25 protein-coding genes are annotated in these 26,084 nt (G+C 53.5%); 6 read left to right on the top strand and 19 right to left on the bottom strand.

Going from position 1 to position 26,084, the window contains the following annotated elements; genetic code table 11:
- Nucleotides 1-127 precede the first annotated feature (127 nt).
- Both ACFOLF_RS30000 and ACFOLF_RS29995 read right to left on the bottom strand, forming a co-directional pair.
- Entirely contained in the window at nt 128-1,456 is a 1,329-nt protein-coding gene (locus ACFOLF_RS30000) for a 5'-deoxyadenosine deaminase (RefSeq protein ID WP_210045613.1), read from the bottom strand.
- A gap of 92 nt (nt 1,457-1,548) precedes the next feature.
- Entirely contained in the window at nt 1,549-1,896 is a 348-nt protein-coding gene (locus ACFOLF_RS29995) for a hypothetical protein (RefSeq protein WP_210045612.1), read from the bottom strand.
- A gap of 173 nt (nt 1,897-2,069) precedes the next feature.
- On the opposite strand from ACFOLF_RS29995, the gene asnB reads away from it, so the two are divergent.
- Nucleotides 2,070-3,914 carry an asparagine synthase (glutamine-hydrolyzing) gene (gene asnB, locus ACFOLF_RS29990; RefSeq protein WP_210045611.1) on the top strand — a complete coding sequence of 615 codons (1,845 nt, stop codon included), beginning with the start codon at nt 2,070-2,072 and terminating at the stop codon, nt 3,912-3,914.
- Nucleotides 3,915-4,095: 181 nt separating this feature from the next.
- Here the strand turns inward: asnB and ACFOLF_RS29985 are convergent, their stop codons facing one another.
- From ACFOLF_RS29985 to ACFOLF_RS29975, 3 genes are all read right to left on the bottom strand, one after another.
- The gene (locus ACFOLF_RS29985; RefSeq protein ID WP_210045610.1) at nt 4,096-4,752 is read right to left on the bottom strand and encodes a non-canonical purine NTP pyrophosphatase; all 657 of its coding nucleotides are present in this window, start codon (nt 4,750-4,752) and stop codon (nt 4,096-4,098) included.
- Nucleotides 4,749-5,495: a ribonuclease PH gene (gene rph / locus ACFOLF_RS29980; RefSeq protein WP_210045609.1), complete on the bottom strand. Its 747-nt coding sequence runs from the start codon at nt 5,493-5,495 to the stop codon at nt 4,749-4,751. The genes ACFOLF_RS29985 and rph overlap by 4 nt, the downstream gene beginning before the upstream one ends.
- A gap of 236 nt (nt 5,496-5,731) precedes the next feature.
- Nucleotides 5,732-6,790 carry a GerMN domain-containing protein gene (locus tag ACFOLF_RS29975; protein WP_210045608.1) on the bottom strand — a complete coding sequence of 353 codons (1,059 nt, stop codon included), beginning with the start codon at nt 6,788-6,790 and terminating at the stop codon, nt 5,732-5,734.
- A 166-nt stretch (nt 6,791-6,956) separates the two neighbouring features.
- On the opposite strand from ACFOLF_RS29975, the gene ACFOLF_RS29970 reads away from it, so the two are divergent.
- Nucleotides 6,957-7,481 (top strand): phosphatidylglycerophosphatase A family protein, encoded by a 525-nt coding sequence (locus tag ACFOLF_RS29970; RefSeq protein ID WP_379113753.1) that lies wholly within the window; start codon nt 6,957-6,959, stop codon nt 7,479-7,481.
- Here ACFOLF_RS29970 and ACFOLF_RS29965 read toward each other — a convergent pair.
- From ACFOLF_RS29965 to hemE, 4 genes are all read right to left on the bottom strand, one after another.
- Entirely contained in the window at nt 7,478-7,717 is a 240-nt protein-coding gene (locus ACFOLF_RS29965; RefSeq protein ID WP_379219574.1) for a hypothetical protein, read from the bottom strand. The genes ACFOLF_RS29970 and ACFOLF_RS29965 overlap by 4 nt on opposite strands.
- A gap of 425 nt (nt 7,718-8,142) precedes the next feature.
- Complete coding sequence (gene hemG, locus ACFOLF_RS29960) at nt 8,143-9,672, bottom strand: protoporphyrinogen oxidase (protein ID WP_210037620.1); 1,530 nt, start codon at nt 9,670-9,672, stop codon at nt 8,143-8,145.
- A gap of 32 nt (nt 9,673-9,704) precedes the next feature.
- On the bottom strand, nt 9,705-10,634 hold the full coding sequence (hemH, locus tag ACFOLF_RS29955; RefSeq protein ID WP_210037619.1) for a ferrochelatase: 930 nt from the start codon (nt 10,632-10,634) through the stop codon (nt 9,705-9,707).
- Nucleotides 10,627-11,700, bottom strand: a complete 1,074-nt coding sequence (hemE, locus tag ACFOLF_RS29950; protein ID WP_210037618.1) for a uroporphyrinogen decarboxylase — start codon at nt 11,698-11,700, stop codon at nt 10,627-10,629. Before hemE ends, hemH begins: the two co-directional genes overlap by 8 nt.
- Before the next feature lie 254 nt (nt 11,701-11,954).
- Between hemE and ACFOLF_RS29945 the strand changes: the two genes are divergently transcribed.
- Nucleotides 11,955-13,169 carry an MFS transporter gene (locus tag ACFOLF_RS29945; RefSeq protein WP_210037617.1) on the top strand — a complete coding sequence of 405 codons (1,215 nt, stop codon included), beginning with the start codon at nt 11,955-11,957 and terminating at the stop codon, nt 13,167-13,169.
- 134 nt (nt 13,170-13,303) lie between these two features.
- On the opposite strand, the gene ACFOLF_RS29940 is transcribed toward ACFOLF_RS29945, so the two are convergent.
- Entirely contained in the window at nt 13,304-13,930 is a 627-nt protein-coding gene (locus ACFOLF_RS29940; RefSeq protein WP_210037616.1) for an O-methyltransferase, read from the bottom strand.
- A 119-nt stretch (nt 13,931-14,049) separates the two neighbouring features.
- On the opposite strand from ACFOLF_RS29940, the gene ACFOLF_RS29935 reads away from it, so the two are divergent.
- Nucleotides 14,050-15,189, top strand: a complete 1,140-nt coding sequence (locus tag ACFOLF_RS29935; RefSeq protein ID WP_210037615.1) for a THUMP domain-containing class I SAM-dependent RNA methyltransferase — start codon at nt 14,050-14,052, stop codon at nt 15,187-15,189.
- 95 nt (nt 15,190-15,284) lie between these two features.
- On the top strand, nt 15,285-17,276 hold the full coding sequence (locus ACFOLF_RS29930) for an LTA synthase family protein (protein ID WP_210037614.1): 1,992 nt from the start codon (nt 15,285-15,287) through the stop codon (nt 17,274-17,276).
- Nucleotides 17,277-17,441: 165 nt separating this feature from the next.
- Here ACFOLF_RS29930 and ACFOLF_RS29925 read toward each other — a convergent pair whose 3' ends face one another.
- The 8 genes from ACFOLF_RS29925 to melA all read right to left on the bottom strand — a co-directional run bounded on the left by ACFOLF_RS29925 (nt 17,442) and on the right by melA (nt 24,516).
- On the bottom strand, nt 17,442-18,686 hold the full coding sequence (locus ACFOLF_RS29925) for a DUF445 domain-containing protein (protein WP_210037613.1): 1,245 nt from the start codon (nt 18,684-18,686) through the stop codon (nt 17,442-17,444).
- A 198-nt stretch (nt 18,687-18,884) separates the two neighbouring features.
- On the bottom strand, nt 18,885-19,106 hold the full coding sequence (locus ACFOLF_RS29920) for a DUF1450 domain-containing protein (RefSeq protein ID WP_210037612.1): 222 nt from the start codon (nt 19,104-19,106) through the stop codon (nt 18,885-18,887).
- A 43-nt stretch (nt 19,107-19,149) separates the two neighbouring features.
- Nucleotides 19,150-19,452, bottom strand: coding sequence for an iron-sulfur cluster assembly accessory protein (locus ACFOLF_RS29915; RefSeq protein ID WP_210037611.1), 303 nt, complete (start codon nt 19,450-19,452; stop codon nt 19,150-19,152).
- 108 nt (nt 19,453-19,560) lie between these two features.
- Nucleotides 19,561-19,803 (bottom strand): hypothetical protein, encoded by a 243-nt coding sequence (locus ACFOLF_RS29910; RefSeq protein WP_210037610.1) that lies wholly within the window; start codon nt 19,801-19,803, stop codon nt 19,561-19,563.
- 266 nt (nt 19,804-20,069) lie between these two features.
- The gene (fur, locus tag ACFOLF_RS29905) at nt 20,070-20,549 is read right to left on the bottom strand and encodes a ferric iron uptake transcriptional regulator (RefSeq protein ID WP_210037609.1); all 480 of its coding nucleotides are present in this window, start codon (nt 20,547-20,549) and stop codon (nt 20,070-20,072) included.
- A 201-nt stretch (nt 20,550-20,750) separates the two neighbouring features.
- The gene (locus tag ACFOLF_RS29900; protein WP_210037608.1) at nt 20,751-21,968 is read right to left on the bottom strand and encodes a M14 family zinc carboxypeptidase; all 1,218 of its coding nucleotides are present in this window, start codon (nt 21,966-21,968) and stop codon (nt 20,751-20,753) included.
- Nucleotides 21,969-22,131: 163 nt separating this feature from the next.
- Complete coding sequence (gene racE / locus ACFOLF_RS29895) at nt 22,132-22,956, bottom strand: glutamate racemase (protein ID WP_379112742.1); 825 nt, start codon at nt 22,954-22,956, stop codon at nt 22,132-22,134.
- Nucleotides 22,957-23,214: 258 nt separating this feature from the next.
- Nucleotides 23,215-24,516, bottom strand: coding sequence for an alpha-glucosidase/alpha-galactosidase (gene melA, locus ACFOLF_RS29890; RefSeq protein ID WP_210037606.1), 1,302 nt, complete (start codon nt 24,514-24,516; stop codon nt 23,215-23,217).
- 207 nt (nt 24,517-24,723) lie between these two features.
- Between melA and ACFOLF_RS29885 the strand changes: the two genes are divergently transcribed.
- Nucleotides 24,724-25,626, top strand: coding sequence for an AraC family transcriptional regulator (locus ACFOLF_RS29885; protein ID WP_210037605.1), 903 nt, complete (start codon nt 24,724-24,726; stop codon nt 25,624-25,626).
- Nucleotides 25,627-25,682: 56 nt separating this feature from the next.
- Here the strand turns inward: ACFOLF_RS29885 and ACFOLF_RS29880 are convergent, their stop codons facing one another.
- Nucleotides 25,683-26,084, bottom strand: coding sequence for a YtxH domain-containing protein (locus ACFOLF_RS29880; RefSeq protein ID WP_210037604.1), 402 nt, complete (start codon nt 26,082-26,084; stop codon nt 25,683-25,685).

Genomic DNA, 26,084 nt, shown 5'->3' with positions numbered 1-26,084 from the left:
TTTTGATGGCGCTTTCTTGCCTTGTTCCATTATGACTGCCATTCCCGCATACTGCAAGAGGACGAGTCGCTAAAATACAGAAATGGCGGGCCTGCTCTTCTGCAGACTCGCCAAAAGTATCGTCAGGTCAAATCCTTGCGAGCAGTCTGGCGATGGATTTATCCGTTTCCCGGAGCACAAGCTTCTTGTCCATCGTCCGTACTCGCCCCCGCTGAACGACGTTTTTGCCGTCTACCCATACAGAATCGACGTTACCGCGGGAGGCGGCATACACAACACGGGAGTACGGGTCGGCATCAAAAGAGGGAAAGGTGTGAAAATCATTCAGGTTCAGCAGAACCAGATCGGCCTTCTTGCCCTTCTCGATGGAACCGGTCAGATGATCCATACCGAGTGTCTGCGCTCCGCCGATCGTAGCCATCCTCAGCACTCTCCTGGCATCCATGCTTTCCGGTCCGCATCTGGGTTTGTGAAGCAGAGCGGTCAGCCGCATCTCCTGGAACATATCCAGCGTATTGTTGCAGGGTGCTCCATCTGCGCCAATCCCCATACCAATGCCCTCATCCAGCATTTCGGGCACATTCGCTATGCCGGAGGCAAGCTTCAAATTGGAACCCGGACAATGGGTCATCTTCGTTCCGGTTCGCTTCATGATGGCCCGCTCTTCCTCGTCCAGCCAGATGCAGTGAGCGAGAACCAGCCGGGGGGAGGTCAGGCCTATATGATCAAGATAGACAATGTTGCGCATACCGCGCTGAGTCATTACAAGTGCGATTTCCTCCTGATTCTCCGCCGCGTGCGTATGAACCAGCACTCCGTAACTGGCAGATAAATCACGCACCTCAGTAAGAAGACGCTCCGAGCACGAGACGACAAATCTCGGACAATACGCATAGCTGAGACGGCCGCCATCATGGCCATGCCACTTCTCCAGCAGCCTTGTGCTCTCCTGCAGGGAGGCTTCGGTTTGCTCTTGAAGACCCCTCGGTACATCGCCGCCCGCGTCCATCATAACCTTGCCGGATACAGCCCGGATGCCGCTCTGCGCCATGGCTTCAAAGGCGGACTCGGTGTGGCTGACGGTCTCCATGTCCAGAATTGTCGTGGTCCCGCTGAGCAGCAGCTCGCCAATGCCGAGCATGGCCGAATAATAAATAGATTCCGCATCATGGGCAGCCTCAAGAGGCCATATCCTTGTCCGCAGCCAGTCCATCAACGCCATATCGTCCGCGCGGCCGCGAAAAAGCGTTTGACATAAATGGATATGGGTCTGCACGAATCCGGGAAGCAGCAGCTTTCCGCGGGCTTCAATGACTGTCGTATCCGGCTCAAGGTCCGTAATCCTGCCGCCAACCTCAGCGATGATATCATCCTTGATTAAAATATCTCCGGTCAGAATATCATCCTTGTCATTCATCGTCACCATCTTGACATTACGCAGCAAGGTTGAACCCATAGGGGAAGCCTCCTCCATCATCAGATGCTCCCATTGTAGCATGAACATAGGGAAGAGACTTTACATCTCAAGTTGAATATAGTCCTGACAAGTTAAAGACTTTCTTCGGAGAACAAGCCCATCGTCGAGATATGCCGCCTGGTTTCCTCCGTGCCTCTTTCGTACAGCAGCTTATAGATATCCATGAGCAACCCGTCAACACCGGCGTTGATCTGTTTGTCCGAGGATGTCTCGAAAAAAGTTCCTCCAAAATGAAATGCCTGCGCTTCATCCATACTGGACAATTCCCCCATCAGCTCCTGCAGTAGGCCCAGCTCCTCTTCACTTGCGGTTATTGCCAGTTCATAGGCTGTTGCTCCCTGATCCTCCAGAATCGAACCCGCCTGGACGGAAACATAATAGGTTTTACGGCTGGTTGAATCTTGTGTATGCTCTTCCATATTCGTGATTGCCCCTTCCCGTTCTCATTCCACTTCCGCGCCTTCCATTCGATAATGGATCCGTACGCTTCGCTTCTCTAGCATCCCCATCCGGACAGACATTTTATGCTGGCTGACGGCATAACCATCATAGTACCGCTGTTTAAGCCCTGCTTAGAGAGGAATGAGAGAACATGTGTGGAATCACGGGCTGGATCGATTGGACCGACGACCTGACCAAGCAGTACGCCACCCTGGAACAAATGACTGAAACGCTGGAAAATCGCGGGCCGGATGCCTCAGGTACATGGCTCTCCCGCAGTTGTGCACTGGGTCACCGCCGGCTTTCTGTTATTGACCCCGTCAACGGCGCCCAGCCGATGATACGGACAACTGAGGATGATACGTATGTCATTGTTTATAACGGCGAGCTGTATAACGCCCCCGAACTGAAGCGGGAGCTGGAGGGGCGCGGCAGAAGATTTACTACCACCTGCGACACGGAAGTGCTGCTGGTTGCCTATATGGAATGGGGTCAGGCATGCATTGAGAAATTCAACGGCATATTCGCCTTTGCCATTTGGGATTCGCGTGAGGAGCATCTGTTCCTTGCCAGAGACCGGCTGGGTGTAAAGCCCTTGTTCATTGCCAAGCAGGATGGGCGGTTCGTATTCGGTTCGGAGCTCAAAGCGCTGCTCGCCCATCCTTCCGTTAAACCCGTTGTTGGCGCGGAGGGTCTGGCAGAAATTTTCATTATGGGACCTGCGCGAACACCGGGCCAGGGGGTCTACCGCGACATCAGCGAGCTGCTGCCCGGCCAGTGCGCCACCGTCACCCGTTCCGGGGTCTCCATTGTAACCTACTGGAAGCTGGAAAGCCGGCCGCATACCCAGAACGTCCAGGAGACGGCCCGCACCGTAGGCGACCTGCTCAAAGACACCGTCGAGCGCCAGCTCGTATCCGATGTCCCGCTTTGCACGCTGCTGTCCGGAGGACTGGATTCCAGTGCCCTTACGACCTATGCCGTTCGTTATTATGAGCAAAACGGGCAGGATAAGGTCCATACCTTTTCCGTTGATTATGTGGATAACGATAAACATTTCAAGGCTCACGCTTTTCAACCCAATTCCGATGCGCCCTGGATCGAGCGGATGACCAAACATCTGGATACTGTCCATCATCCTGTTCAATTTGACACGCCCGAGCTTGTCGATGCGCTGCGCGATGCCATGCTGGCAAGAGATTTGCCCGGAATGGCGGATGTGGATGCTTCGCTGCTGCTGTTTTGCCGGGAAATCAAAAAGGGAGCCACGGTTGCGATTTCCGGCGAGGCGGCAGACGAAATATTCGGCGGGTACCCCTGGTTCCACCGTGAGGAGGCGTTGAATGCCGGCACCTTCCCATGGGCGCTGGCTGCGGAGATGAGGGCGGGTCTGCTTTCACAGGACGTTGCCGCCTGGATCAAACCGCTGGAATACATCGGCGACCGTTATTCGGATGCGATTGCGCAGGTGCCCAGGTTGGACGGCGAAGATGCGGCTGCCAGAAGAATGCGGGAGATGTCTTATCTGAACATTACGCGGTTTATGCCAACACTTCTGGACCGCAAAGACCGGATGAGCATGGCGGTCGGCCTTGAGGTCCGGGTCCCTTTTTGCGACCACAGGCTTGTTGATTATGTCTTTAATATCCCTTGGGAAATCAAGACGGCCGGCGACCGGGAGAAGGGCATTCTGCGCCTCGCTCTGGAGGGGGTACTGCCGCCTGATGTGCTCTACCGCAAAAAAAGTCCCTACCCGAAAACGCATAATCCCAATTATCTGGAGGCTGTACGCTCAAGATTGCTTGATGTGCTGAATGAAGGCCAATCTCCCCTGCTTCCGTTAATTAACGTCAAAAAAATCCGCGAGCTTGCCGAATCGGATAACGCCAGCTCCAATATTCCCTGGTTTGGCCAGCTCATGTCCGGACCTCAGCTGTTCGCCTATCTGCTCCAGACCGATATGTGGCTCCGGGAATATAAAATCGTCATTCGTTAACGGAAATTTGCAAAAAAGAAGCCCCGCAGCAGACCATGCAAGTGCGGTCTGCTGTGGGGCTTGGCTATGTTCAAATTCTTAAGAAAGTATAAAACTCTCGCATACTTTGCTTATATTACTGAGGGTAGAAACTTGCTTCTTCCGCCTATGGTCGGATAGAGCCGCTTCTTCCTGCCGCTTTCTAAACTTGCTGTTCCAGCTGGATCAACAAGGAAGCAAGAGCTTGTCCCCGATGGCTGATCGCCTGCTTCTCCTCCGTTGAAAGCTCAGCCATGGTCCTGCCATGGGACGCAAGCCAGAACAAAGGATCATAACCGAAGCCGCCGGCTCCTGATGGCGTATCGGTTATGAATCCGTCGACATAACCCTCCGCTTCCACGAAGCTGCCGCTCGACGGATTATACAAGGCGAGCGCGCAGACAAATCTCGCTTTGCTCAGCAGCTTTGTTTTGCCTTGGGGAGCAGTGCCTTGCTCTGCCTTAATGGAAACCGCAGCACCCAGCTGCGACAGCTCATCGAGCAGCTTGGCATTATTCAGCGCGTCGCTGGCTCCTTCTCCTGCGTACCGTGCCGAGTAGATTCCCGGACGTCCATCGAGCGCATCCACTACAAGTCCGGAGTCATCAGCCAGCACCATCAAATCGAGCGCCTTGGCAACGGTCTTCGCTTTCTTGCGGGCATTCTCGCCGAAGGTAGCTCCATCCTCCACAATCTCAGGGAGATCGGGATAATCAAACATGCTGACGACCTGCAGTCCCAGTTTGCCGAACGCATGGGCAAACTCACGCACCTTGCCGGGATTTTTGGTAGCTACGACTACTGTACTGCCTGCCGTCATACGCGCGACGCTCCGATTCGGCTGCCCAGCGGCCCGAGCACATCGCGCTGGCTGGCGATCAGCGCCTGAATGCCTTCTTCCGCCACTCCAAGCAATCCATCCAGCTCCTCGCGCGAGAAGGGGGCGTCTTCTCCGGTTCCCTGAACCTCGACGAATTTGCCGGAACCGGTCATCACAACGTTCATATCGACCTTGGCTTTGGAATCTTCCTCATAATTCAGATCCAGCAGCGTCTTCTCCTGGATCACACCGACGCTGACCGAGGCCAGAAAATCCGTGATCGGATATTTGGCATAATCCACATTCTTCGACAGCTTGTTTACCGCCAGGGCCATAGCGATGAAAGCGCCTGTAATGGAAGTCGTTCTTGTCCCTCCATCCGCCTGTATAACATCGCAGTCCAGCGTAATCGTCCGCTCTCCAAGCGCCTGCAGGTCCACAACCGAGCGCAGCGCACGGCCGATCAGCCGCTGGATCTCCATTGTACGTCCGGTGAGCTTCCCTCTTGCCGATTCACGCTGATTGCGGGATTGCGTGGCTCTGGGCAGCATGGAATATTCCGCGTTAATCCAGCCTTTTCCCTGCCCCTTCATAAAAGGAGGTACCCGCTCCTCAACCGTAGCCGTGCAGAGCACCTTCGTGTCGCCGAATTCGATCAATACGGAGCCTTCCGCATATTTATTTGGGTTCATTGTTATTGTGACCGGCCTAAGCTGGTTCCATTGCCGTCCATCTGTTCTCATACTTATGTAGTCCTCCTCATAAATCATCTCAATCATTCTACCAAAGACAACGGGGAAAAGCATCCTTTGCGGCGGCGGCGGGCAAACGGACTGAGATTGACAGCCATCGCGCACCGTCACACCCCCGTGCGGGAAGCCCCTCATAAGGTGCCGGAATAAGGCCGGAACTACGGCAAAAAAACCCGCTCCGGAGCAGGTTCGCCCCGGGCAGGCTTGTCGCTTGTATAAGGTCAGGATCAGGACTTAAAGGCGTTGACATGCTCGGGTGCGGATACAGGGCTGCTGTAGGATTGGTTATTGGTATCGGTGAAATCCGTTTCGCCGTTGAGCTTGATTTGAACCTTGGCCGCACCAGTATTCGCCGTTAATGCCAGGACTACAGCCTGAAGCATTTCTGCCGGCTCCTGCTGCCCTGCCACATACGCATCATCCTGCAGCTCGACAGTAACAATATCATTCTGCTTCGTAACGCTCTTGACCGTTACATCCGGCGTCATGACAGCCGTAAGCGCACGTCCTTCGGAAGGACCGCTGATCAGCTGCTCTATGGCCGATTTGGCCCGGTTATCGGAACGGTTGACCAGCCTTGTGACCGGAACATAATATAATTCATTATTGGGTGTCAGAGCCGAGAAATACAATGTTACCGGCGTGGTCTGGCTGTAATTGTTCACGCCATCGGCTGCTTCGAGATTGATGCCGACGGATCTTGTCAGAGGCTGATCAATCGGCATGCCGTCAACAGGCATTTCACCGAGTTTCGCCCCTTCCATCCATATATCCACCTTCTGAATATCCGGCATGCTGGTTAGCGTCCAGGTTATCGCTTCGACAATATGCCGCTCCTCCGTCACATTGTAATCCGCGAATGCCTTGGAGAAATCAACAACTGCCAGCTTTTGGTCGGGAACGATGTTAAAATCCTTGATTTCGGTGCCTTTGGGAAGCACGGCCTGGAATCCCTCCGGGAGCTGAGATGCGTAGGCCCCCCCGTCCACCATCATCTCAAGCGCCTTCTGGCCTGGCTTCTCTCCCTCGCCCAGGGCAGCCTGTACAGCCACGGGCGCCAGCATTCCATTCTGATCCTTCAAGTAAACGGTCATCTGGGTCTGACCGGCATGATTGGCTGCCTGTCCGACGTCGGTAATGGCCCCGCTGACATTCTGCGAGCTGTTCTGCGGCGGATCGATGGACGGGCTTTCTTCCTGTGAGAATAATCCGCAGCCGGTCGTAAGAATGGGCAACGCCAACGCTCCGGCGAGCGCCGCCCGGCGAACAAGGCGATAATGTTTCATGTTCATAATTCCTCCCCGTAGACTTAGTAATCAAGCGCGAGCCCTTCCATTCATTTGGTACAAGTTGCTCTTTTGTAGTACTATGTATACGAGCCCTCTCCATCAATTAGACCAGTTTTGTCCATTAAACAAGAAACAAGAGGTGAGCCCTGTGGCCAAGTCTAAAATGTACAGCCTCAACAGTGAAATCGTAGCTTCGACGACCAAAGAATGGCTGGCCAAACGAGGCGTTACCATTAGTCAAATTGCTGAACTTGTTATTTTTTTGCAGAAGTCCTACTTTCCCGAGCTGACCCTGGAAGAGTGCGAGCAACATATTGAAGCTGTGCTTTCCAAGCGTGAGGTACAAAACGCGGTGCTGACGGGAATTCAGCTCGATATGCTGGCGGAGGAAGGCAAGCTGCTTGCGCCGCTGCAGGATATGATTGAGAACGACGAGGGCCTTTACGGCTGCGATGAAATTCTGGCCCTCTCCATCGTCAATGTATATGGAAGCATCGGTTTTACGAATTTCGGCTACGTCGATAAACTGAAGCCGGGCATCCTGAAGGTGCTCAACGACAAGGAAGGCGAGCAGTGTCATACCTTCCTCGATGATATTGTCGGGGCCATTGCCGCATCGGCCAGCAGCCGTATTGCGCACCGGAAACAGGCAGAGCGCGAGGGCAGCATGGGGCCGCCGATTGACTAACCGGATGGATGCCGGATGGATGCCGGATGGATGCCGGATGGATGCCGGATGGATGCCGGATGGATGCCGGATGGATGCCGGATGGATGCCGGATGGATGCCGGATGGATGCCGGATGGATGCCGGATGGATGCCGGATGGATGCCGGATGGATGCCGGATGGATGCCGGATGGATGCCGGATGGATGCCGGATGGATGCCAAAAAGGATGACAAAAGCGCCTTGCGCTTTCGTCATCCTTTTTTGAATTGTATATTTCAGCTAAAAGTCAAAAGCAGTGCTTATGCGAGACAGGCCAAGGCCGGAATCACCAGGCGGGATGTAAGCATGTCTGATCTGCCAATCTATAAGCCTGATGGACAACTGTTGAAAAGAAAGCTGCAGAAGGACCATCCTCGCATACTTGCATATTTGAACAGCAATCGAAACAATCCGCGCTGCAGCAAGGTTTTTTCGGCTTGTACTGTATCCAACCAGAGTGTGGTCGGGCACAAGAAGGTTTTTCCTTGCTGGAACAGTTGTTTCCGCTTTATACGCCATGATCGACGGCTGCAGCAAGGTATTTCCTGCTTATACGGTCTGTAGCCAGAGCTATAGCGAGTGTAATAAGGTTTTTCCCTGCTGGAGTTAATTATTTGATCATGTCCGAGGATATTTATTAATTACTTGCGCTTGGTAATCGCATCATACACGCGGGACGCTGCTTCCCTGCCCTGACGGATGCAGTCAGGCAGTCCTACGCCATCGAAAGCTGCTCCCGTGACCCACACACCCGGCAGCTTTGCGCTCATCCTTGCCCGCAGCGCGGCAATTTGCTGCACATGCCCGACCGGATACTGCGGCATAGACTTATGCAGCCTGGTGATTTCCGTAAACAACGGCACGGCCGTGATACCCATAATATCGCGTATGTCACGCCGTACCGCATCCTCAAGCTGGGAATCAGGCAGATCGACAACCTCTTCATCGCCAGAACGGCCGATATAACAGCGCAGCAGCACCTTATCGTCCGGGCTGGAATGAAGCCACTTCGTCGAAGTCCAGGTACAGGCTGTTATGGTTGTTCCTTCGGAGCGCGGAATGACAAAACCGGACCCCTTAAAATCCTCAGCAATATCCCGTTTGTTGAAGGCCATAACCACATTGGCGACAGAGACATAATTGATCGCCCGCAGCGCCTGCGTATCCATATGGGGTTCCAGCAGCTCTGCCGCATCATATGCTGGCGCTGTGATGACAATGCCATCGGCTTGAATAATTTCACCATCGCTTAGCAGGATGTCATATGGAGCCCAGGGTTGGGCTTGCCCGTCTGTCTGCCCCGCTTCCGGCTCCGTCTCTGCATTCCTGCCGGATTCCTCACGCTCATCGGGATCATTCGGCCGAAAGGCCGCAGCCTTGACGCCAATCCTGCGCTCTGCTCCTGACAGCGCATGATCAAGGGCTTCAATCATTGTCGTTAATCCGCCCTTGAAGGTCAGGAACATGCTGCCGCGTACAGAAGCCGGAAGGCGGCTTGCGCTGGCCGCTACGGCTGGGGCCAGGCGCCTGTTCGCACTCATGCCGCGAATCAGACTGCGATGCTTGCGCTCGGCATCGCGAAATTGCGGGAATGTCGCCTGAAGGCTCAGCTTGCGCAAATCACCCGCATAAATACCGGCCAGAAGCGGCTCCGCCACGCGTTCCATCATTTGATCGCCCAGCCGGCGCGACAGGAAATCACCAAGCGCTTCGTCCGACTCCTCCTTGCGGGCAGGCAGCACAAAATCGAGCAGCGCCCGCAGCTTGCCTCCCCATGAGATCAGCCCTGATTTGAGAAATGGGGAAATTTCTGTCGGTATGCCCAGCACAAGCCCGGGGGGCATGGGATGCAGCTTGCCCTTATGAAGAATATAGCTTTTTTTGGCCGCCGGATTGGTACCGACCAGCTCCTGCTCGATTCCCAGATCCCAAGCCAGATCGATAATCGCGTTCTTGCGGGCCAGGAATGAATCCGGTCCCCGCTCGATTACGAAGTCATCCCGCTTCAAAGTGTTGATCTTCCCGCCCAGCCTTCCGGCCGGATCAACAATCGTAATTTGTATGTCGCGTCCGCGCTTCTCCGCTTCCCTAAGCAAATAAAAAGCGGAGCTCAGTCCGCTGATCCCGCCGCCAATGACGACTAACCGATCAGGTTGTCCGCTTCCCCGCATGTCGTTCATCTCCTCTGCCCTGTGTTATGGCGTTATGCCTGCTGCCACTGATCCTGTGAAATGACGGTTTCCGCCAAGGTTTCCATATATAACGGATCGGTATTCAGCATTTCAATGCGGGCAAAATCAATGCCCAGCTGCCTGGCAGCCTCAATCGCTTCAATGTCCAGATCATATAGAACCTCCAGATGATCGGAAACAAAACCTATCGGAGCCGACAATACCTGTGTATAGCCGCTTCCGGCCACTTCCTTGAGCGTCTCCAGAATATCGGGACCCAGCCACGGCTCGCGCGTGCGGCCTGCGCTCTGCCACGTAAAGCTCCAGTCCGAAGCGCCTGCCCCTTCAGCGACCGCAGCAGAGGTCTCCAGCAGTTGAGCCTCATAGGGGTCATTTATCTCCCGTATCCTGACCGGCAGGCTGTGGGCGCTGAACAGAACCTTAACCGGCCTGGAAGCATCAAAAGGGCCCAAGCCCGTTTTCACACGACTGATCAATGCCTCAAGCAGCTTGGGATGCATATGATAGCTCTCCACAAAATTCATCTCTATGCCGAGCTCTTCCGCCTTTTTTCTGGCGCGTTCCACATAGCCGCCCACGCTCATGATGGAATAATGCGGCGCCAGAACAATGCCAACCGCCTCACGGACGCCGTCTGCAGCCATATTGGCTACTCCATCCTCAATATAGGGACGGGCATGCTTCAGGCCTTGGTAGCACATATAACGACCCGGCGCGAAGGTATCCAGCTTGTCCTGAATGCCGGCGACCTGGCGGTTCGTATTCTCCCGCAGCGGGAAGAACCCGCCTACGATCGCTTCATAGCGGCCGCTCAGATCAGCCAGCTGCTCCGGCGTAGGGGGATTCCCCCTGCGGATATGCGTATAGTACTCCTCGATACCGTCCAGACTTTCGGGCGTTCCATAGGACATGACAAGCACGCCGATTTTACGCTCAGACATGGCGCGCCTCCTTCTGCTCCCCTGCCGCAGCAATCGCCTCGGCCGAATAATCATGAATATAGGAAGTCAGCTCGCGCAGCTTATCAAGCGATGCCTCGGGAAACAAGCCATGCCCCAGGTTGAAAATAAATCCGGGCTGCCTTATTCCCTCGTCAATAATCTGCTTGGCATAGGATTGAATGACATCCATCGGCGCAGTCAGCACATACGGATCCAGATTTCCCTGAACCGCATAAGAACTGCCGACGCGGCGGCGTCCTTCGGTTATCGACACGCGCCAGTCCAGTCCGATGACATCGGTTTTCAGCTTTCCAAGGGTTGGAAGCAGTTCGCCGGAGGCCACGCCTGGATAATAAATTTTGGGCTGCTTCAAGTCAGACAGCTCTGTAAAGATCCGCTCAATGGTCGGCAGCACAAACTGCCGGAAATCATGGGGAGCAAGCGCTCCGACCCAGCTGTCGAACAATTGGAACGCCTTGCCTCCCGCTGCCATGTGGGCGCGGGCATAAGCGATAACCATATCGCCCAGCTTGTACATCAGCTGATGCCATATCTCAGGCTGGCTGTACATCAGCGTCTTGGTGCGGATATACGACTTGGACGGACGTCCTTCTATTAAATAGCTGGCTATGGTGAAAGGCGCGCCTGCGAAAGTGATCAGAGGCACATTAAGCTCACGGTCCAGAATGCGGATCGTCTCCAGGATATGGGACAGGTCGCCCTCGACATCGATGGGTCTGAGCTTCGCCACGTCAGCTGCAGATTGAATGGGATTGGCAATAACAGGTCCCACATTCGGAACAATATCAAAGTCGATGCCGATCGACGCCACCGGATTCATAATATCGGAATACAGAATGGCCGCATCCACGCCAAGCTTTCTTACCGGCATCATCGTCACTTCAGCAGCAAGCTCCGGCTGACTGCAAATTTCAAGCAGCGAGTATTTTTCTTTTATTTTACGGTATTCGGGATCATAGCGTCCCGCTTGTCGCATATACCAGACGGGTACGCGATCGACTTGTTCTCTCCTGCTTGCCCGGATGAACCGATCGTTGTAGCTCATTGACGTTCCCCATTTCTATCGGATTCTCTACGTTACCATTATGCCCTTTTTGATGAAGCGTAACAACCGCCCTCTCTCTTCTTTCAATGACAACTATATGACAAATGACGGATTTCATCTTATAGGAAGAAACGGCTTTGCCGTCCTTCGGCGGCAAAATTATTGCTGCAAAGTCAGGATTTGCGGCTGGCTTGTTATGCTATACTTAACCTATTGTGTTCAGAATAAGCAAAGGTTAGGAGAAAACAGTCATTATGGAGCAGTGGAAGAAGAATCTGGCTGTCCTGTGGGTGGGGCAGTTCCTTGTCATGGCCGGAATGACTATGATCATTCCTTTTATGTCCCTTTACTTGCAGTCGGATGGCATCGGACTTACGGATCCGCATGAAATCGCCACTTGGGCGGGCATCATTTTCGCCGGCAATTTCGTCACCGCCTTTCTGTTTCAGCCCCTCTGGGGCAAACTGTCCGACCGCTACGGACGCAAGGTTATGCTGCTTCGCTCCGGATTCGGAATGGCGGTTGTCATCGTGCTGATGGGCTTCGCAACCGCCCCCTGGCATCTGCTGGTACTGCGGATGATCAACGGAACCATATCCGGCTTCAACCCCGCGGCCATCTCCCTGATATCGGCTACAACGCCCAAGGACCGGACAGGCTTTGCCATGGGCACGCTGCAGTCCGGGGGTATTGCCGGCACGATGCTCGGTCCCCTGCTGGGCGGCCTTCTTGCCGATCAAATCGGCTTCCGCCCGATCTTTTATTTGACCGGCACGCTGCTGTTTATGGCTTCAACGCTTGCCATGCTCGTCGTAAAGGAAAGCTTCGATCACAAGCAGGCGGCTGCAAGGCCCAATGTATCGGTACTTGAAGGATTCCGTCAATTGGGCCGGATTCCCCAGCTGACCTCGCTGTTTGCCGTAACCTTTCTGATCCAGTTCGCCATGGTCGGACCTATGCCGCTGCTTCCTCTGTACGTCCAGCAGCTGCATGGAAGCGACGTCAACGTTGCGTTCTGGGCTGGACTTGTCAGCGCAGCGGCCGGTATGTCCAATATGGTCGCTTCCCCGCTGCTGGGCAGGCTGAGCGACCGGATCGGGCAGGAGCGGATTCTTGCCGTCTCGCTGATTGGCGCGGCGGTCATGTTCATCCCCCAAGCGATGGCCACACATGTATGGCAGCTGCTTATTTTCCGCTTTCTGCAGGGGGCATTCCTCGGAGGGCTGATCCCGTCCGTGAACTCCCTGATCCGCAAATTTACCCCCGACGGAATGGAGGGACGCGCCTACAGCTTCAACACCAGCACTCTCAGCCTGGGCAATATGTTCGGCCCGCTTGTCGGAGGCGTGATATCGGGCTGGATCGGCATTGGCGGCGTCTTTATCACTTCATCCGTTCTGTTTCTCATCAATGCAGTCTGGGTGCGCAGCACCCTGGCCCGCAAACGCACAGTAAACAGTAAATCATGAGGGTTGCCGGCAGGCTGTCAGGAAAGCGGATATGCAATCATAGTATAAAAAACGGACATCCCGATAGAGGGAAGTCCGTTTTTGTTATAATCTCGTTCATCATCCGGCATAAACATCAGCTCGGTCAAGAGCTTCTATTTCACAACCGCCACTGCCAATCCGTCATAAGCGGGCAGCAAGGTACCGATCAATCTCTCATCGCTCAGCATCCGCTCGTTAAATTGCCGCATCGCCACCACAGCCGGCCCCGTCCGCTCCGGATCGATCGTCTTGCCATGCATGAGTGCGTTATCGCCGGTAATAACAGCTCCCGGATTGGCCAGCTTGATGGCATAATCGAGATAGACCGGATAGCTTTCCTTGTCCGCATCGATAAAGAAGAAATCGAAGGTGCGTCCCTCCTGGACAAGCAGCGCAAGGCTCTCCTTGGCATCCCCGATCCGGTAATCGACACGGTCACCGAGGCCTGCCGCTTCAAGGCTGCTTCTTGCCACATCCGCGTAGCTTTGCTTCAGCTCAAGCGAGGTCAGCTTGCCTCCATCCTTGAGCCCTCTTGCCAGGCATATGCCGCTGTATCCGCCAAGCGCGCCAATTTCCAGAACCTGCTGCGCGCCTTTCATACGGACCAGCATCGTCAGCAGCTTGCCGTAGCCCGGCGCAATGGAAATCTCAGGCATATCATGCTCGCGGATTTGCTTATGTACCCTCTCCAGATCGGCATCCTCGCCAAGCAGTTGTTCCACATATTGTTCCGTCGACATCCATGCATTCTCCTCTACCATGAGTTTTAGTTTGTCAGGCCGCCTTCATATGTCTATACTTGATTGTATGATTTTTAATGACCGGAAACAACCGGAGTAGGCGAATCGGAGTGATTGCATTGGAAAAATTACAGCTTATCGCGACATCCCCCATGGGGCTTGAGGCGATTGTTGCACGCGAATTGAAGGATCTGGGCTATGAAGATGTGCAGGTGGAGAACGGGCGCGTGAATTTCACCGGTGGTCTGGCTGACATTTGCCGCACCAACCTGTGGCTGAGAACCTCTGACCGCGTCCTTGTAAAGATGGCGGAATATCCCGCGCGCACCTTCGAGGAATTATTCGAAGGAACGAAGGCGGTCAATTGGGCGGACTGGATACCGGAGGACGGCGAATTTCCGGTGAACGGCCGCTCCCAGAAGTCGCAGCTGACAAGCGTGCCAGCCTGCCAGAGTATCGTCAAGAAGGCGGTTGTGGAGAAAATGAAGGCAACCTACGGCACGGAATGGTTCCACGAGGACGGAGCCAAATATGTGATCGAGGTTTCATTGATGAATGATATGGCGCTCATTACGCTGGATACGACAGGTCCGAGTCTCCATAAGCGCGGTTACCGCAAGCTGGTGACGGAAGCTCCGCTCAAGGAAACGATGGCGGCGGCAATGGTGCTGCTCAGCCGCTGGCGTCCGGACCGTCCGCTGTACGATCCTTTCTGCGGGTCAGGCACAATTCCAATAGAAGCGGCCATGATTGCCTGGAACATCGCTCCGGGACTGCGCCGGTCGTTCAGCAGCGACCAATGGCCGCTCATCCCCGAGGAGCTGTGGGAAGCAGCGCGCGAGGAAGCCTTCGATTCGGTGAAGGACGACATCCCCTTGTCGATTGCCGGCTCCGATATCGACCCGGACGCGATTGATGTTGCGGAAGCGGCTGTGAAGAAGGCCGGTTTTGCCCGTGATATCAAGCTGAGCGTTCTGCCAGTGTCCAAGGCGAAGCCGGAGGGCGAATACGGCTGCATTATTACGAACCCGCCATACGGTTCGAGGCTTGGCGATGATACGGAAGCCGAAAAAGCGCTGAGGGAGCTCGGCCACACGGCGCTGTATCTGCCGACCTGGTCATTCTTCGCTCTTAGCCCTTCCAAGTCGGTGGAGCATTATTTTGGACGCAATGCCGACAAAAGGCGCAAGCTGTACAATGGCCGGATTGAATGCGCCCTTTATCAGTATTTTGGCCCGCGGCCTCCTTTCCGAACATAAGGCCAAGCCCTCCTATTCCTTGATCTGGATACGAAATGTACTATAATGGGAAAGACATTATTAACATTTTGTAAACAGGAAAGGACACCCTTGTTATGGCTCAACCGCTGCAGCCAACCGGGCGGAGAAGTGTCGTCATGGCGCTTGCTGCCCGGCTTAAAGGCCTGGATCTTGTGCTTTTCTTCGCATTGATGATGATTAAGCTGGTTTTGTTCGACCGCTACGTGCATGTTCCGAATATGGCCATGGACGGGGAGGATGTGCTGGTGGCGCTGGGTACATTGGCGCTGGTCTGCTTCTGGACGCTGTGGCTTCCGCCGCGCGGCCGGATCATCGCTCTCGTGCTGCTGAATATGCTGCTCACGGTCATCATTTATGCCGATTTGATTTATTTCCGCTATTTTCAGGATATGATCTCGATACCGGTGCTTACCCAGGCCGGACAAGTAAGCTCGCTTGGCGACAGCATCGCCTCTCTGCTGGGCTGGGCGGATATCTGGATTTTTATCGACTGGCTGCTGATTGTGCCTGTAGCCGTCTATTCAATATTCCGCAAGCGTCACAAGCGCGATATTGCATTATCCTTCGCCAGACCCAGCAAGCTGCGCAAAATGATGCTCCGTCTTTCGCTCAGCCTGATCATTTTTGCAAGCGGCCTTACGCTCGTCTTCGTGCCCGTCACCTATGCGCAGCGCACCTGGGCCGTCGGACTGTTCACCGGCAACTGGTGGAATATGTCCCTGTACAATGTGACAGGCGTCATCGGCTTCCACGGATATGACCTGTACCGGTATGCGGAGGATCATTGGCTGCATGACAACAAGCTTCCGGAGGATCAAATCCAGGAAGCGAAGCAGTGGTTCGAGGATCGCGGCAATGTCCGCAAGCAGCTTGAGGATGACAGCATGTTCGGACGCTATAAGGGCGCCAACGTCATCATGATCCAGCTGGAAGCCTTTCAGAACTTCCTGATCGGCCAGAAGATAAACGGCCAGGAAGTTACGCCGAATATGAACAAACTGCTTGAAGAGTCCATGTACTTCAAAAACTTCTATCACCAAACCGCCCAGGGCCGCACATCCGATGCCGATCTGGCTGCCAATATTTCGCTTCAGCCCTTGCCGAGCGGCTCGGTATTTATCCGCTTCGCGCAGAACACCTTCGACAGCATGTCTGCCATGCTGAAGGATAACGGCTACGAGACACGCGTATTTCACGCATACGACGGCGGCTTCTGGAACCGCAATGCGATGTACAGCACGATGAGCTATGACAAGTTTTACAGCAAGAAAAGCTACACGATCGACGAGCCCCTGGGCTGGTCGCTGGGGGACCGTTCGTTCTTCCAGCAGTCCGTTGATCTGATGCTGAGCGAGCAGCAGCCGTTTTACTCCTTTCTGATCTCCTTGTCAAGCCATCACCCTTACAAGCTTGCCGCAAGCACGCAAACGCTGGATGTCGGGGATTTCAAAGGAACGATATTCGGCGACTACCTGGAGGCTGCCCACTATGTCGACGATTCGCTTGGCGATCTGATCAACAGGCTTAAAGCCGAGCATTTATGGGACAAATCGATTTTTCTGTTCTATGGCGACCACGACAATTCCATCAAGGAATGGGAACCCTTCGAGAAGTTTCTGGGCAAACCGCTGAGTGAGCTTGACCGGATGAATGTGCTGAAGCAGGTACCCTTGATTGTTCATCTGCCGGATGGAGCCAAAGCCGGAACCTACAGCCAGGTTGGCGGACAGATGGATTTGACGCCTACCGTCCTCCATTTGCTCGGGATTTCCTCTGCTGATAAAACCATGGTGGGAACGCCGCTTGTTACGGACAACCCGCTTGAGGGCAAGAAAGTCGTTTTCCGAAACGGCGGTTACACCGACGGCAAAGTGTTTTATATGCCGGCAGATGATTTTATAGCCGAACATGCCAAGTGTCAGGATGCCTCTACAGGGCAAGCGCTTGCCCTCACCGCCTGCAAGGGCGGAGCCGAAGAAGCCCGTCAGGAGCTAATCGCGTCCGATCGCGTCATCGAGCATGATTTGATCAAAAATTTCCGTTCGCAGCCTGATATTGAAAAATAAGAAGAAACGTCTTCGCTGTCATCTGGCAGCTGAAGCTGGTTTCTTCCTTGAGACCCTAAACCCATGATGTCAAATGTATACATGCTGCAAGCTTGAAAAAGCACCCGCCGTCCAAAGGCTGATTTTCATCAGCTTCGTGACCATGCGGGTGCTTCTTTTTAAACCTTAAGTAAACAACTGGATGGAAGACAAGATGATCCCGACGAAAAAACCGCACAGCGCTCCATTCACACGGATCCACTGGAGATCCTGACCGACCTTCTCCTCCAGCATGCTGACCAATGCGGCATCGTCCATCTGATCCAGATTTTCCTTCACCAGCTGCCCGATGCGGAAATGGTTGGACTCCACCAATTGAATCAGGTACGCAAGCAGACGGTTTTCCCATTCATTAATTTTCTCGGGCTCCCGGGACAGATGACGAATGATGGCGCTGTAGACACGGAATAACGATCGTCCGCCATTTGCACGTCCTTCCTCCAGCCTGGCCAGCGCCAGGTTCCGCAAATCTTCCAGTCTCGCCTGCAGAAACGCTTCCCCGCTCTCACCTTCAATGCGGCCAAGCGCCCAATCCTTCGCTGCATTCAGCTTCTCGTCGTTATCGGCCAGCTGGAACAGCTGGATCCGGATTTCCCTGACGATCAGCTCCCGGTATGTACTTTCCTTAAGCATCAGATCCTTGATCCCGTTCGATATCATATTCTGCAAAATCGAGCCGAGCTTCTCTTCATTCATCAGTCCGCCGAAAGCCTGCAGCGCAAAGCCCATGAATCCGCCCGCCTTGACCTCAGACAGCTTCTCCAGCGCCAGCTTGCCCAGCATAACGCCGGTCTCGGGCCGCTCCGCCCAGTTGGCCGCTTCGCCCAGTACAAAATCCAGCGCCTTCTCATCGTAGCCGTCGTTCATGACCTTGGTGATCACGGATTCCGCCACAGCCTTCATATCCGTCTTCAGCAGATAAGCCGCCAACCAGGATTGAATAACCGGGACCGCTTTCTCCAGCGGAAGGCGGACAATAAGCTGGACCAGAAAATCGAGAATCTGAATTCTGGCTTTTTTCCTGCTCATCAGCTTGGTCAGCTGTGTGGAAGCCATGCGCAGCACATGAAGCTTGCTGAGCTTGTTCTCGATGCTTTCTTTATTCAACAGTTCATTCTCCATCGCCGAGATCAGGGACTGGATGATTCTGCTCTTATTCTTAAGCAGCAGCGCAGTATGCGGAATGGGAATGCTGAAGGGGTGGCGGAACAGCGCGGTGACGGCAAACCAGTCGGCGATTCCCCCTACCAATCCGGCTTCAAAGCCACCCTTTAATAGGAAAACGAACGTATTCTCGGGTAAAAATAACGTAACCAGAAATCCGGCGGCCATAATGGCTAATGATAATCCCGCCAAGTACTTTGAGTTCATATACGGCCTCCTGCAGCGTTTTTGCAAAGCAAAATCATTTAAGCATCTCTTGACAACATTCTACAACGCGGAAGCAATCAAGCACAAATAAGACCGATGATTACAAGGATCAATTACCCTCATAACGAAAAAGCAAACGTCAACAGCCTAAGATGACGTTTGCCTTTCATGCACACCGGCTGGATGGCCGGCATGATCTTATTTTACATATTTGCGCGCTTTTTCAATCACTTCATCCTCGGTCGGCGCGGTGATATAGCGGCCATTAATGAAAATAAAAGCAAAGCGCGAGCATGGTCCGCAGTAGGATTTGCAGGCTACCCGCACTTCTGTCTCAGGCGCTATCTGCGCCAGCTTCGGCAGCATCGTCTTTGTGCGGATATGCTTGCATTTATCGCAAATGCGAATGTCATTAGCCATTCGTCTGTCTCCCCAATCTCCCATTGCCTCTCAGCCTTGCTGATTAGTGGTCGCCGTGATTGCCTCTAACCGGGTTCGTGATGACAAAACCTTCCTGAGGCAAATACAGATAATCAATTTTAACGCCGTCGAGCATCTCCACGTTCTTCTCCAGCACGACCGTTATGTCCTTGTCGGTTTCTACAATTTCGTCATTCTCTCCGGCATCGTCCATGCGCATGCCATAGTGAGCATGGTCGCCATGCGAGTGAGTAATGTAGACACGGAGCAGCTTTCCTGCATTCTCAGGGTTGTCCAGCTCCTGGCGTAAAATTTTCGCGGCATTGCGGGTTATTTTGCATTTCATTGGGATAAGCATCTCCTTTATGATCAAGCATGTCTTTTCCTATTTTAAAGAAACCGGACTGATTGTTCAACTATGTACGACAGCTATTTTTTACAATCGTTCACTTATTTACGGCTTTAGCCGGTCGCCATATTTGCGTTCCATATACCGCGTGTAGCCTTCCGCCGCAATCATCGTCACGGCAATGTCATCGATCGGTATGAACGGCATGACATCGGGCAGCACCCAATACAGCAGCACCGGAACGACGTATAGCAGCTTATGGATCAGCTTCACATCCCGTGAGACAAGCAGGCGGTAAATGCGGACAAACACATGACGCCAATGGCGGAGCGATAAAAGTTTCATCATGAACCTCCCTTAAGGGCTGTAAACCGGGAAGAATGAACGGCCGCCGCAAAACGTGGAGTCCGCCATCAGTCGCCGAAGCCAAGCTTCTTGCTGCTGTTTATAAGTTTACCATATGGCAAGCATCTATGCTTGAGCAGCAAATCAACGATTTAAGGCGCATATAAGCAATGGCTTCACTGTCCTTTTGGCGGCATGTTAGTTCTTCTTCAAAAATATCAGAAAAGGATAACAAAAAAAAAGAAGCCTCCCACCGGAAAGGCTTCTTGTCAGGATACGGCTTTACGTTCTTTTTTGCAGGACTTGTTCGCGCATTTTTTATAAATCCCGGTGAATTCCAGGCGGTGATCGGAAACCGTGAAGCCAAATTCCTTCTCCAGCCGCTCTTCCAGCTCCTGCAGCCAGTCGTCCTTGATCTCTTTCACTCCGCCGCATTCGCTGCACAGCAGATGATGATGCATATGCTCGTGATCCTTGCTGCGCAAATCAAAACGCGCCACACCGTCGCCAAAATTTATTTTCTCGACAATATCCAGCTCATTCAGCAGCTCCAGCGTCCGGTAAACCGTAGCGAGGCCGATATCCGGATTGCTTTTCTTGACCAGCATAAAAACTTCCTCGGCACTGAGATGATCGGTCTCATTCTCAAATAATATTCTCAAGGTAGCTTCGCGCTGACGCGTTACTTTGTATCCCATGGCGATTAACTGTCGATTGGCCGCACCAACTTCATCCAGTATGCTCAACATAACCACCAGCTTTCTGTAATTTTCAGTAATAATTACTATTTACTATTCATTATAACAAATAAGCCTTCCCCCTTCAACTATGCCTCGCAAGCAAGCTCCTAAAGGACCTTGAATCCGGGAGAAGCCGGGGTCCATTGGAGCATCGGAGTAAAGAAGCAGCCCTGTCCTCCTGCCGACCCGGAATCAAGAGCCGCCGCCAGTTCAGATTTCCTCCTGCGCCACAGCTTCCACAGCAGCCAGCAGCAGCGGCCGGAGTTCATCGTACAGATCCGGAAAGGAGTCGATCGGCAGCGGATTGCTGCCCAGGCCAACCTCTACCGTAAAGCCGGGCTTGCGGAAATCATGTATGAACCAATCCTTGAAGCCGGCATCGCTCCCGCCAAGCTTGACCGGCTTATAGCCTGCAGCCTTTGCCAGCCTGCGGGCAATCCGTTCCGATTGCGCCGGCTCATAACCGCGATAATTCCAATAAATTTCCTGTCCCTGCGTATGAAGCGCCACTACCATGTCAAATTCCCGTTCCTGCGTGAAGCTGTACAAGGCCTGCGCTTCCGGCTCAGACAGCGGGGCCGGACCGGGATAGTCGCGGGGACCTGGTCCTGACGCTTCCCGCCGTCTCACCTCTTCTTCCCAGAAGGCCGGAAATTGGTCATTCAAATCCACTCCGCGTATATTTGCCTTCCACTTGGCGAAGCGCTGCGACTGCCGGTTCCACTGCAGAAGCTCAGAGAAAAAGGGGTGATCCTGACGCATCCCTTCCTGCACCAGTTCAACGCCATCAGGATTCACGAGCGGGACAAACCAGACCTCAGCTCCCTGAATCAATTTGCGTATATCCACTCCGCCAACATTCCTGCCATGAGCGCATGCATCGGCCGCGTCCTCCACAAAGCTCATCAGCAGCGGAGCCGTAATCCATTCGTTGGCATGCATGGCCGCATTGATTTGAATTTTACGGGGGCCTTCACCAAGACGAACAGCATAAATAGGCTTATGGAGCACACTGTATCCGATAACAGTCCTCTCCAGAAAAGGATACTCGCTCTCCATCGCATCCAGATCCCTTTGCAGCTCGGCATGGCCATATTCGGCTCTGGCATCGATAATCCGGCCATAAGACCCGGCCGGAACGGTTATCAGCTGACCTGGGATCAGCTTCTTCAGATCCAGATGAGGATTAGCGGCGGCGAGTCCGGGGACAGCAGCGGAGAAAAGCTCGGCAATTCCCAGCAGCGAATCGCCGGGCTGAACACAATAAACGGTCTCATGCTGGGCAGGCACAGACAGCAGCAAGCCCGGAATCAGCTGCTGGGCAGCGGCTATCCGGGGATTTGCGGCGAGCAGCGACTCCTTGTTTACCCCGAACCTGCGTGCAATTCGAAGCAGAGTATCCCCTTGTTGAACGATGTAAGGGAGCATATTTAAACCTCCTCGCGAGTATATGGACGGCATAAGCTGACATGGCTCCTTCTAGACCCATGCTATGCACACCCCACTTCCCGCATGACTATGAGAATATCAACCAAAAAAAAAGAAGACCCGCACCAGATCAATTCTTCTGGCAGGGATCTTCCTGGAATTTTCAACCTACAGTCCGGTTCGCAATCTGGGGGACCTGCCATACAATGGGAGTGAGCTCGATTTGCTCGCCCAGCCACTGCTGCGCAATCCTCTTGAACATTACCGGGTCGCCGCTGCAGAAAAATTGATGCACCGGCATATCCTCGGCACGCTCCAGCCGGTTGCGGTCATGGAGGATGGTGCTGATCTCCCGGGCCGTCTCGCCGTCGGAGCTGATCAGCCTCACATCCTTGCCCATTACCTCGCCTATCGTTTCAGCCAGAAACGGATAATGGGTGCAGCCCAGGATGAGCGTATCCAAATTCCCTGCTTGCAAAGACCCCAGGGAAGTTTTTACCGTGTTGAACGTCTCTTCGGAGCGAAAATTCCCCTGCTCAACCAACGTTACAAAACGGGGACATGCCAGACTGACGACCTCAATGGTTGGCGAAAGCTGCTTAAGGGCGTTCTCGTATGCTCCGCTGCTTATCGTGCCTTCCGTACCAATTACGCCGACAACCCCCGTTTGCGTGGAGCTGTTGGCTGCCCGCGCTCCGGGATGGATAACCCCCACGACTGGAACGGCTACCCGCGAGCGGATATCCTCAAGGGCTACCGCTGTTGCCGTATTGCAGGCGATGACAATCATTTTAGGCCGATATTGAATCAAATAATCCACAATTTCTCTCGTAAAACGCGTTATTTCGTCGGCTGGCCGGGGACCATAAGGCGTACGGGCCGTATCTCCGAAATATATGATTTTCTCACGTGGAAGCTGACGCATGACTTCCTTGGCTACAGTAAGGCCGCCTACGCCGGAATCCAGTATTGCTATCGGTTGCTGCACAGACACACCGCTTTCTTGTTCGTTTTAAGAGACATCAATAGAATATGTACGCGGGTTTGAAAAGGTACCTTCATCTTAGCCTAAAATAGGACAAGGTTCAAGAACGGGCAGGTCCCTATTCGACTGTTCCGATGTGCAGCAGACGCAATGGATAGTTGAAATAACGGAGTACCCGGAGCCGTTGACCGGCGGCTGCATGCAAAAAAAAAGAACCGCCAATCCCCTGACAGGATGGCGGTTCTTGTGCATGGATTCGGATTAATTATATTTCGGCAGCCAGTCGCCATGCGCTTCAATCAGATCGTCGCACATCGAGCGGATATCGTCCATCGACAGCTCGGCCCCGGTATGCGGATCCAGCATCGCGGCATGATAGATATGCTCGCGCTTGCCCGTGATCGCTGCTTCGATGGTCAGCAGCTGGGTATTGATATTCGTACGGTTGAGCGCGGCCAGCTGCGGCGGCAAATCGCCGACATAGGTAGGAGTCACACCGCTGCGGTCAACCAGACACGGTACCTCGACGCAGGCTTCGCGCGGCAGATTGGAGATCAGACCGCCCGTATTCATTACATTGCCGCCAATTTTGAAGGGAACATTCGTCTCGATCGCTTCAAAGATATAAGAAGCGTATTCATGCGTGCGCTCATGATGCAGCTCCGGATTATGAACCAGCTCATCCTTGAGCTTCTGCCATTTGCTGATTTGGCCAACACAGCGGCGCGGGTACTCATCAAGCGGGATATTGAAGCGGTCAATCAGCTCGGGATAGCTTTTCTTGATGAAATATGGATGGTATTCCGCGTTATGCTCAGAGGATTCGGTAATATAATAGCCGAAATTCAGCATCATTTCGTAACGGACCATGTCCCAATGCTTCTCGTTCTGCTTCTCGCGCGCACGGCGCTTGATTTCCGGATACAGGTCGACTCCATCCTTGGATACCTCAAGCAGCCATGCCATATGATTAATGCCGGCGATTTTCGATTTTACGCCAGTCTTGTCAAGGCCAAGGCTGTCGAACAAGCCGCTGACGCAAGCCTGCACGCTATGGCAGAGGCCAACCGTTTCCACCCCTCCGTATGTGTTCATGACATTGGTCAGAACGGCCATCGGATTGGTATAGTTGAGGAACAGCGCGTCAGGACAGACTTCCTTGATATCGCGTGCAAAATCCAGCATAACCGGAATGGTGCGCAGATTGCGGAAGATCCCGCCGATGCCCACGGTGTCGGCAATCGTTTGGCGCAAACCGTATTTTTTGGGAATTTCAAAATCGGTAATCGTACAAGGATCATAGCCGCCTACTTGAATGGCATTGACCACATATTTGGCTCCGCGCAGCGCCTCCTTGCGATCCGTATAGGCTTTGATGATGCTTGTGCTGCCGCTCGTGTTTTTAATATGGTTCAGCATGGTTTCGGAATCGGACAGCCGCTCCGGATTAATGTCAAACAGCGCGATTTCGAATCCTTGCAGCGCCGGCGTTTTCAAGCAATCGCCGAGCACATTTTTGGCAAAAACGGTACTGCCTGCTCCAAGAAACGTAATTTTAGACATGAGTATCCTCCCTTGAATAGGTGACTGAAGCTAGAACCTTAGAAAGCGGTTTAATGTATTGCCTTATCCCTACTATAAATGAAAAAACATAGGGTTGAGTAGGAATTATTGCGTGATCAATATGGACATATGTAGTTTTATATTATACGCTTAGGGAAGTTGTTTCTGATTGAAATGAAACTGTTCCCTGAAAGGAAATGAGCTGCAATGGCGGATCATTACAAAATATCGACAAAGTCCAATTCCCTTCCCGCTCATGGAGAATTATCCGTCCTGTTCGCAGGCGAGGGAAAGCCTTTTCCCAATCATCAGATCGGTCCTTCGGTTCATAATTATTACCTTGTTCATACCGTTCTTTCCGGACGGGGCGTATTTGAAATCGACGGCCTACGGTATGAATGCTCAAGAGGCGATACCTTCTTCATCTTCCCGGACGTACTCTTCTCCTACACCGCCGATGCCCAGGAACCATGGTCGTACCGCTGGGTAGCCTTCAAAGGCCATATGGCGGAATCGCTTCTGCTGACGATGGGCATAACGCCGCTGAATCCTGTTATTCACAGCGATAACCTGCGGCCTCTCCGGGAGCTCTACCGCCGGATGAAGGATACGCTGGAGACGGCGCCGTATCCGGAGCTGGCCGATCTGGAAGCAAGCGGCCTGCTGCGTATCCTGCTTAAGGAATATGGAGTCTGCAATGCAGGCAAGCTGGCCTTTAATTCCTTGACCATTGTTCCCGATATAGAGCGGCAGATCAAGCAGGCCGTCCGCTGGCTTTCGTTTCAATACGCGCAGCAGATTTCCATTGAGGATTTGTCGCGGAAACTCGGCTACCACCGTACCCACCTGTCCAAAATGTTCAAACAGGTAACCGGCGTTTCGCCTATGCAATTTTTGCTGAAGGTCCGCATGGAACGGGCGCGCGAGCTGCTGCTCGGGCAGCATCACTTGTCCATTGATCAGATCGCTTCTTCCGTGGGCTATCTGGATGCCCTCTACTTCTCCAAACAGTTTCGCAAAACCTATGGCCTGGCACCCTCGGAATACCGCTTGCGCCATCGCCAGTCACTGCAGGCCCAACAACAGGAAAAAGGACAGAGCCATCTTTGACGGCCCTGCCCTCCTAACTGTGCCGCCTTATGCGGGATCTGCTATATGGAAACACTTTAGCGGATCGTTTGTATTTCCTCTTTGGCTTCCTCCAATGTTTCCTTCAACGCTTCCTTGGTATTATCGAACTCCGGAAGATCAATACCCTCCAGCAGTTCATCCTTCCGGGATCCGCGCCAGCTGCTGATGCTGCCGATGACACTGCCGGCTGTATCCTTGGCCTTGTCACTCAGAATCGCGGCTTTGCTGCCCACCTGCTTGACAATGCGGGCTGTGGAATCTCCGGCATGCGTGACTACTCTTACAGTCCGGTCCGTTACCTGCCGTGTGCCGTCAGAAATATCCCGGCGCAGCTCCTTTCCGGCCTTTGGCGCAAGCAGAAGCGCTGTAACCGATCCGAGGATGCTTCCGGCAACCGCGCCAAACATAAAACTGCTTCTCCGATTCAATTTACCCAT

This window comes from Paenibacillus sepulcri, assembly GCF_042647105.1.
GTDB classification, from domain to species: Bacteria; Bacillota; Bacilli; order Paenibacillales; family Paenibacillaceae; genus Paenibacillus_Z; species Paenibacillus_Z sepulcri.
This window is presented reverse-complemented; position numbering and strand designations above follow the sequence as displayed.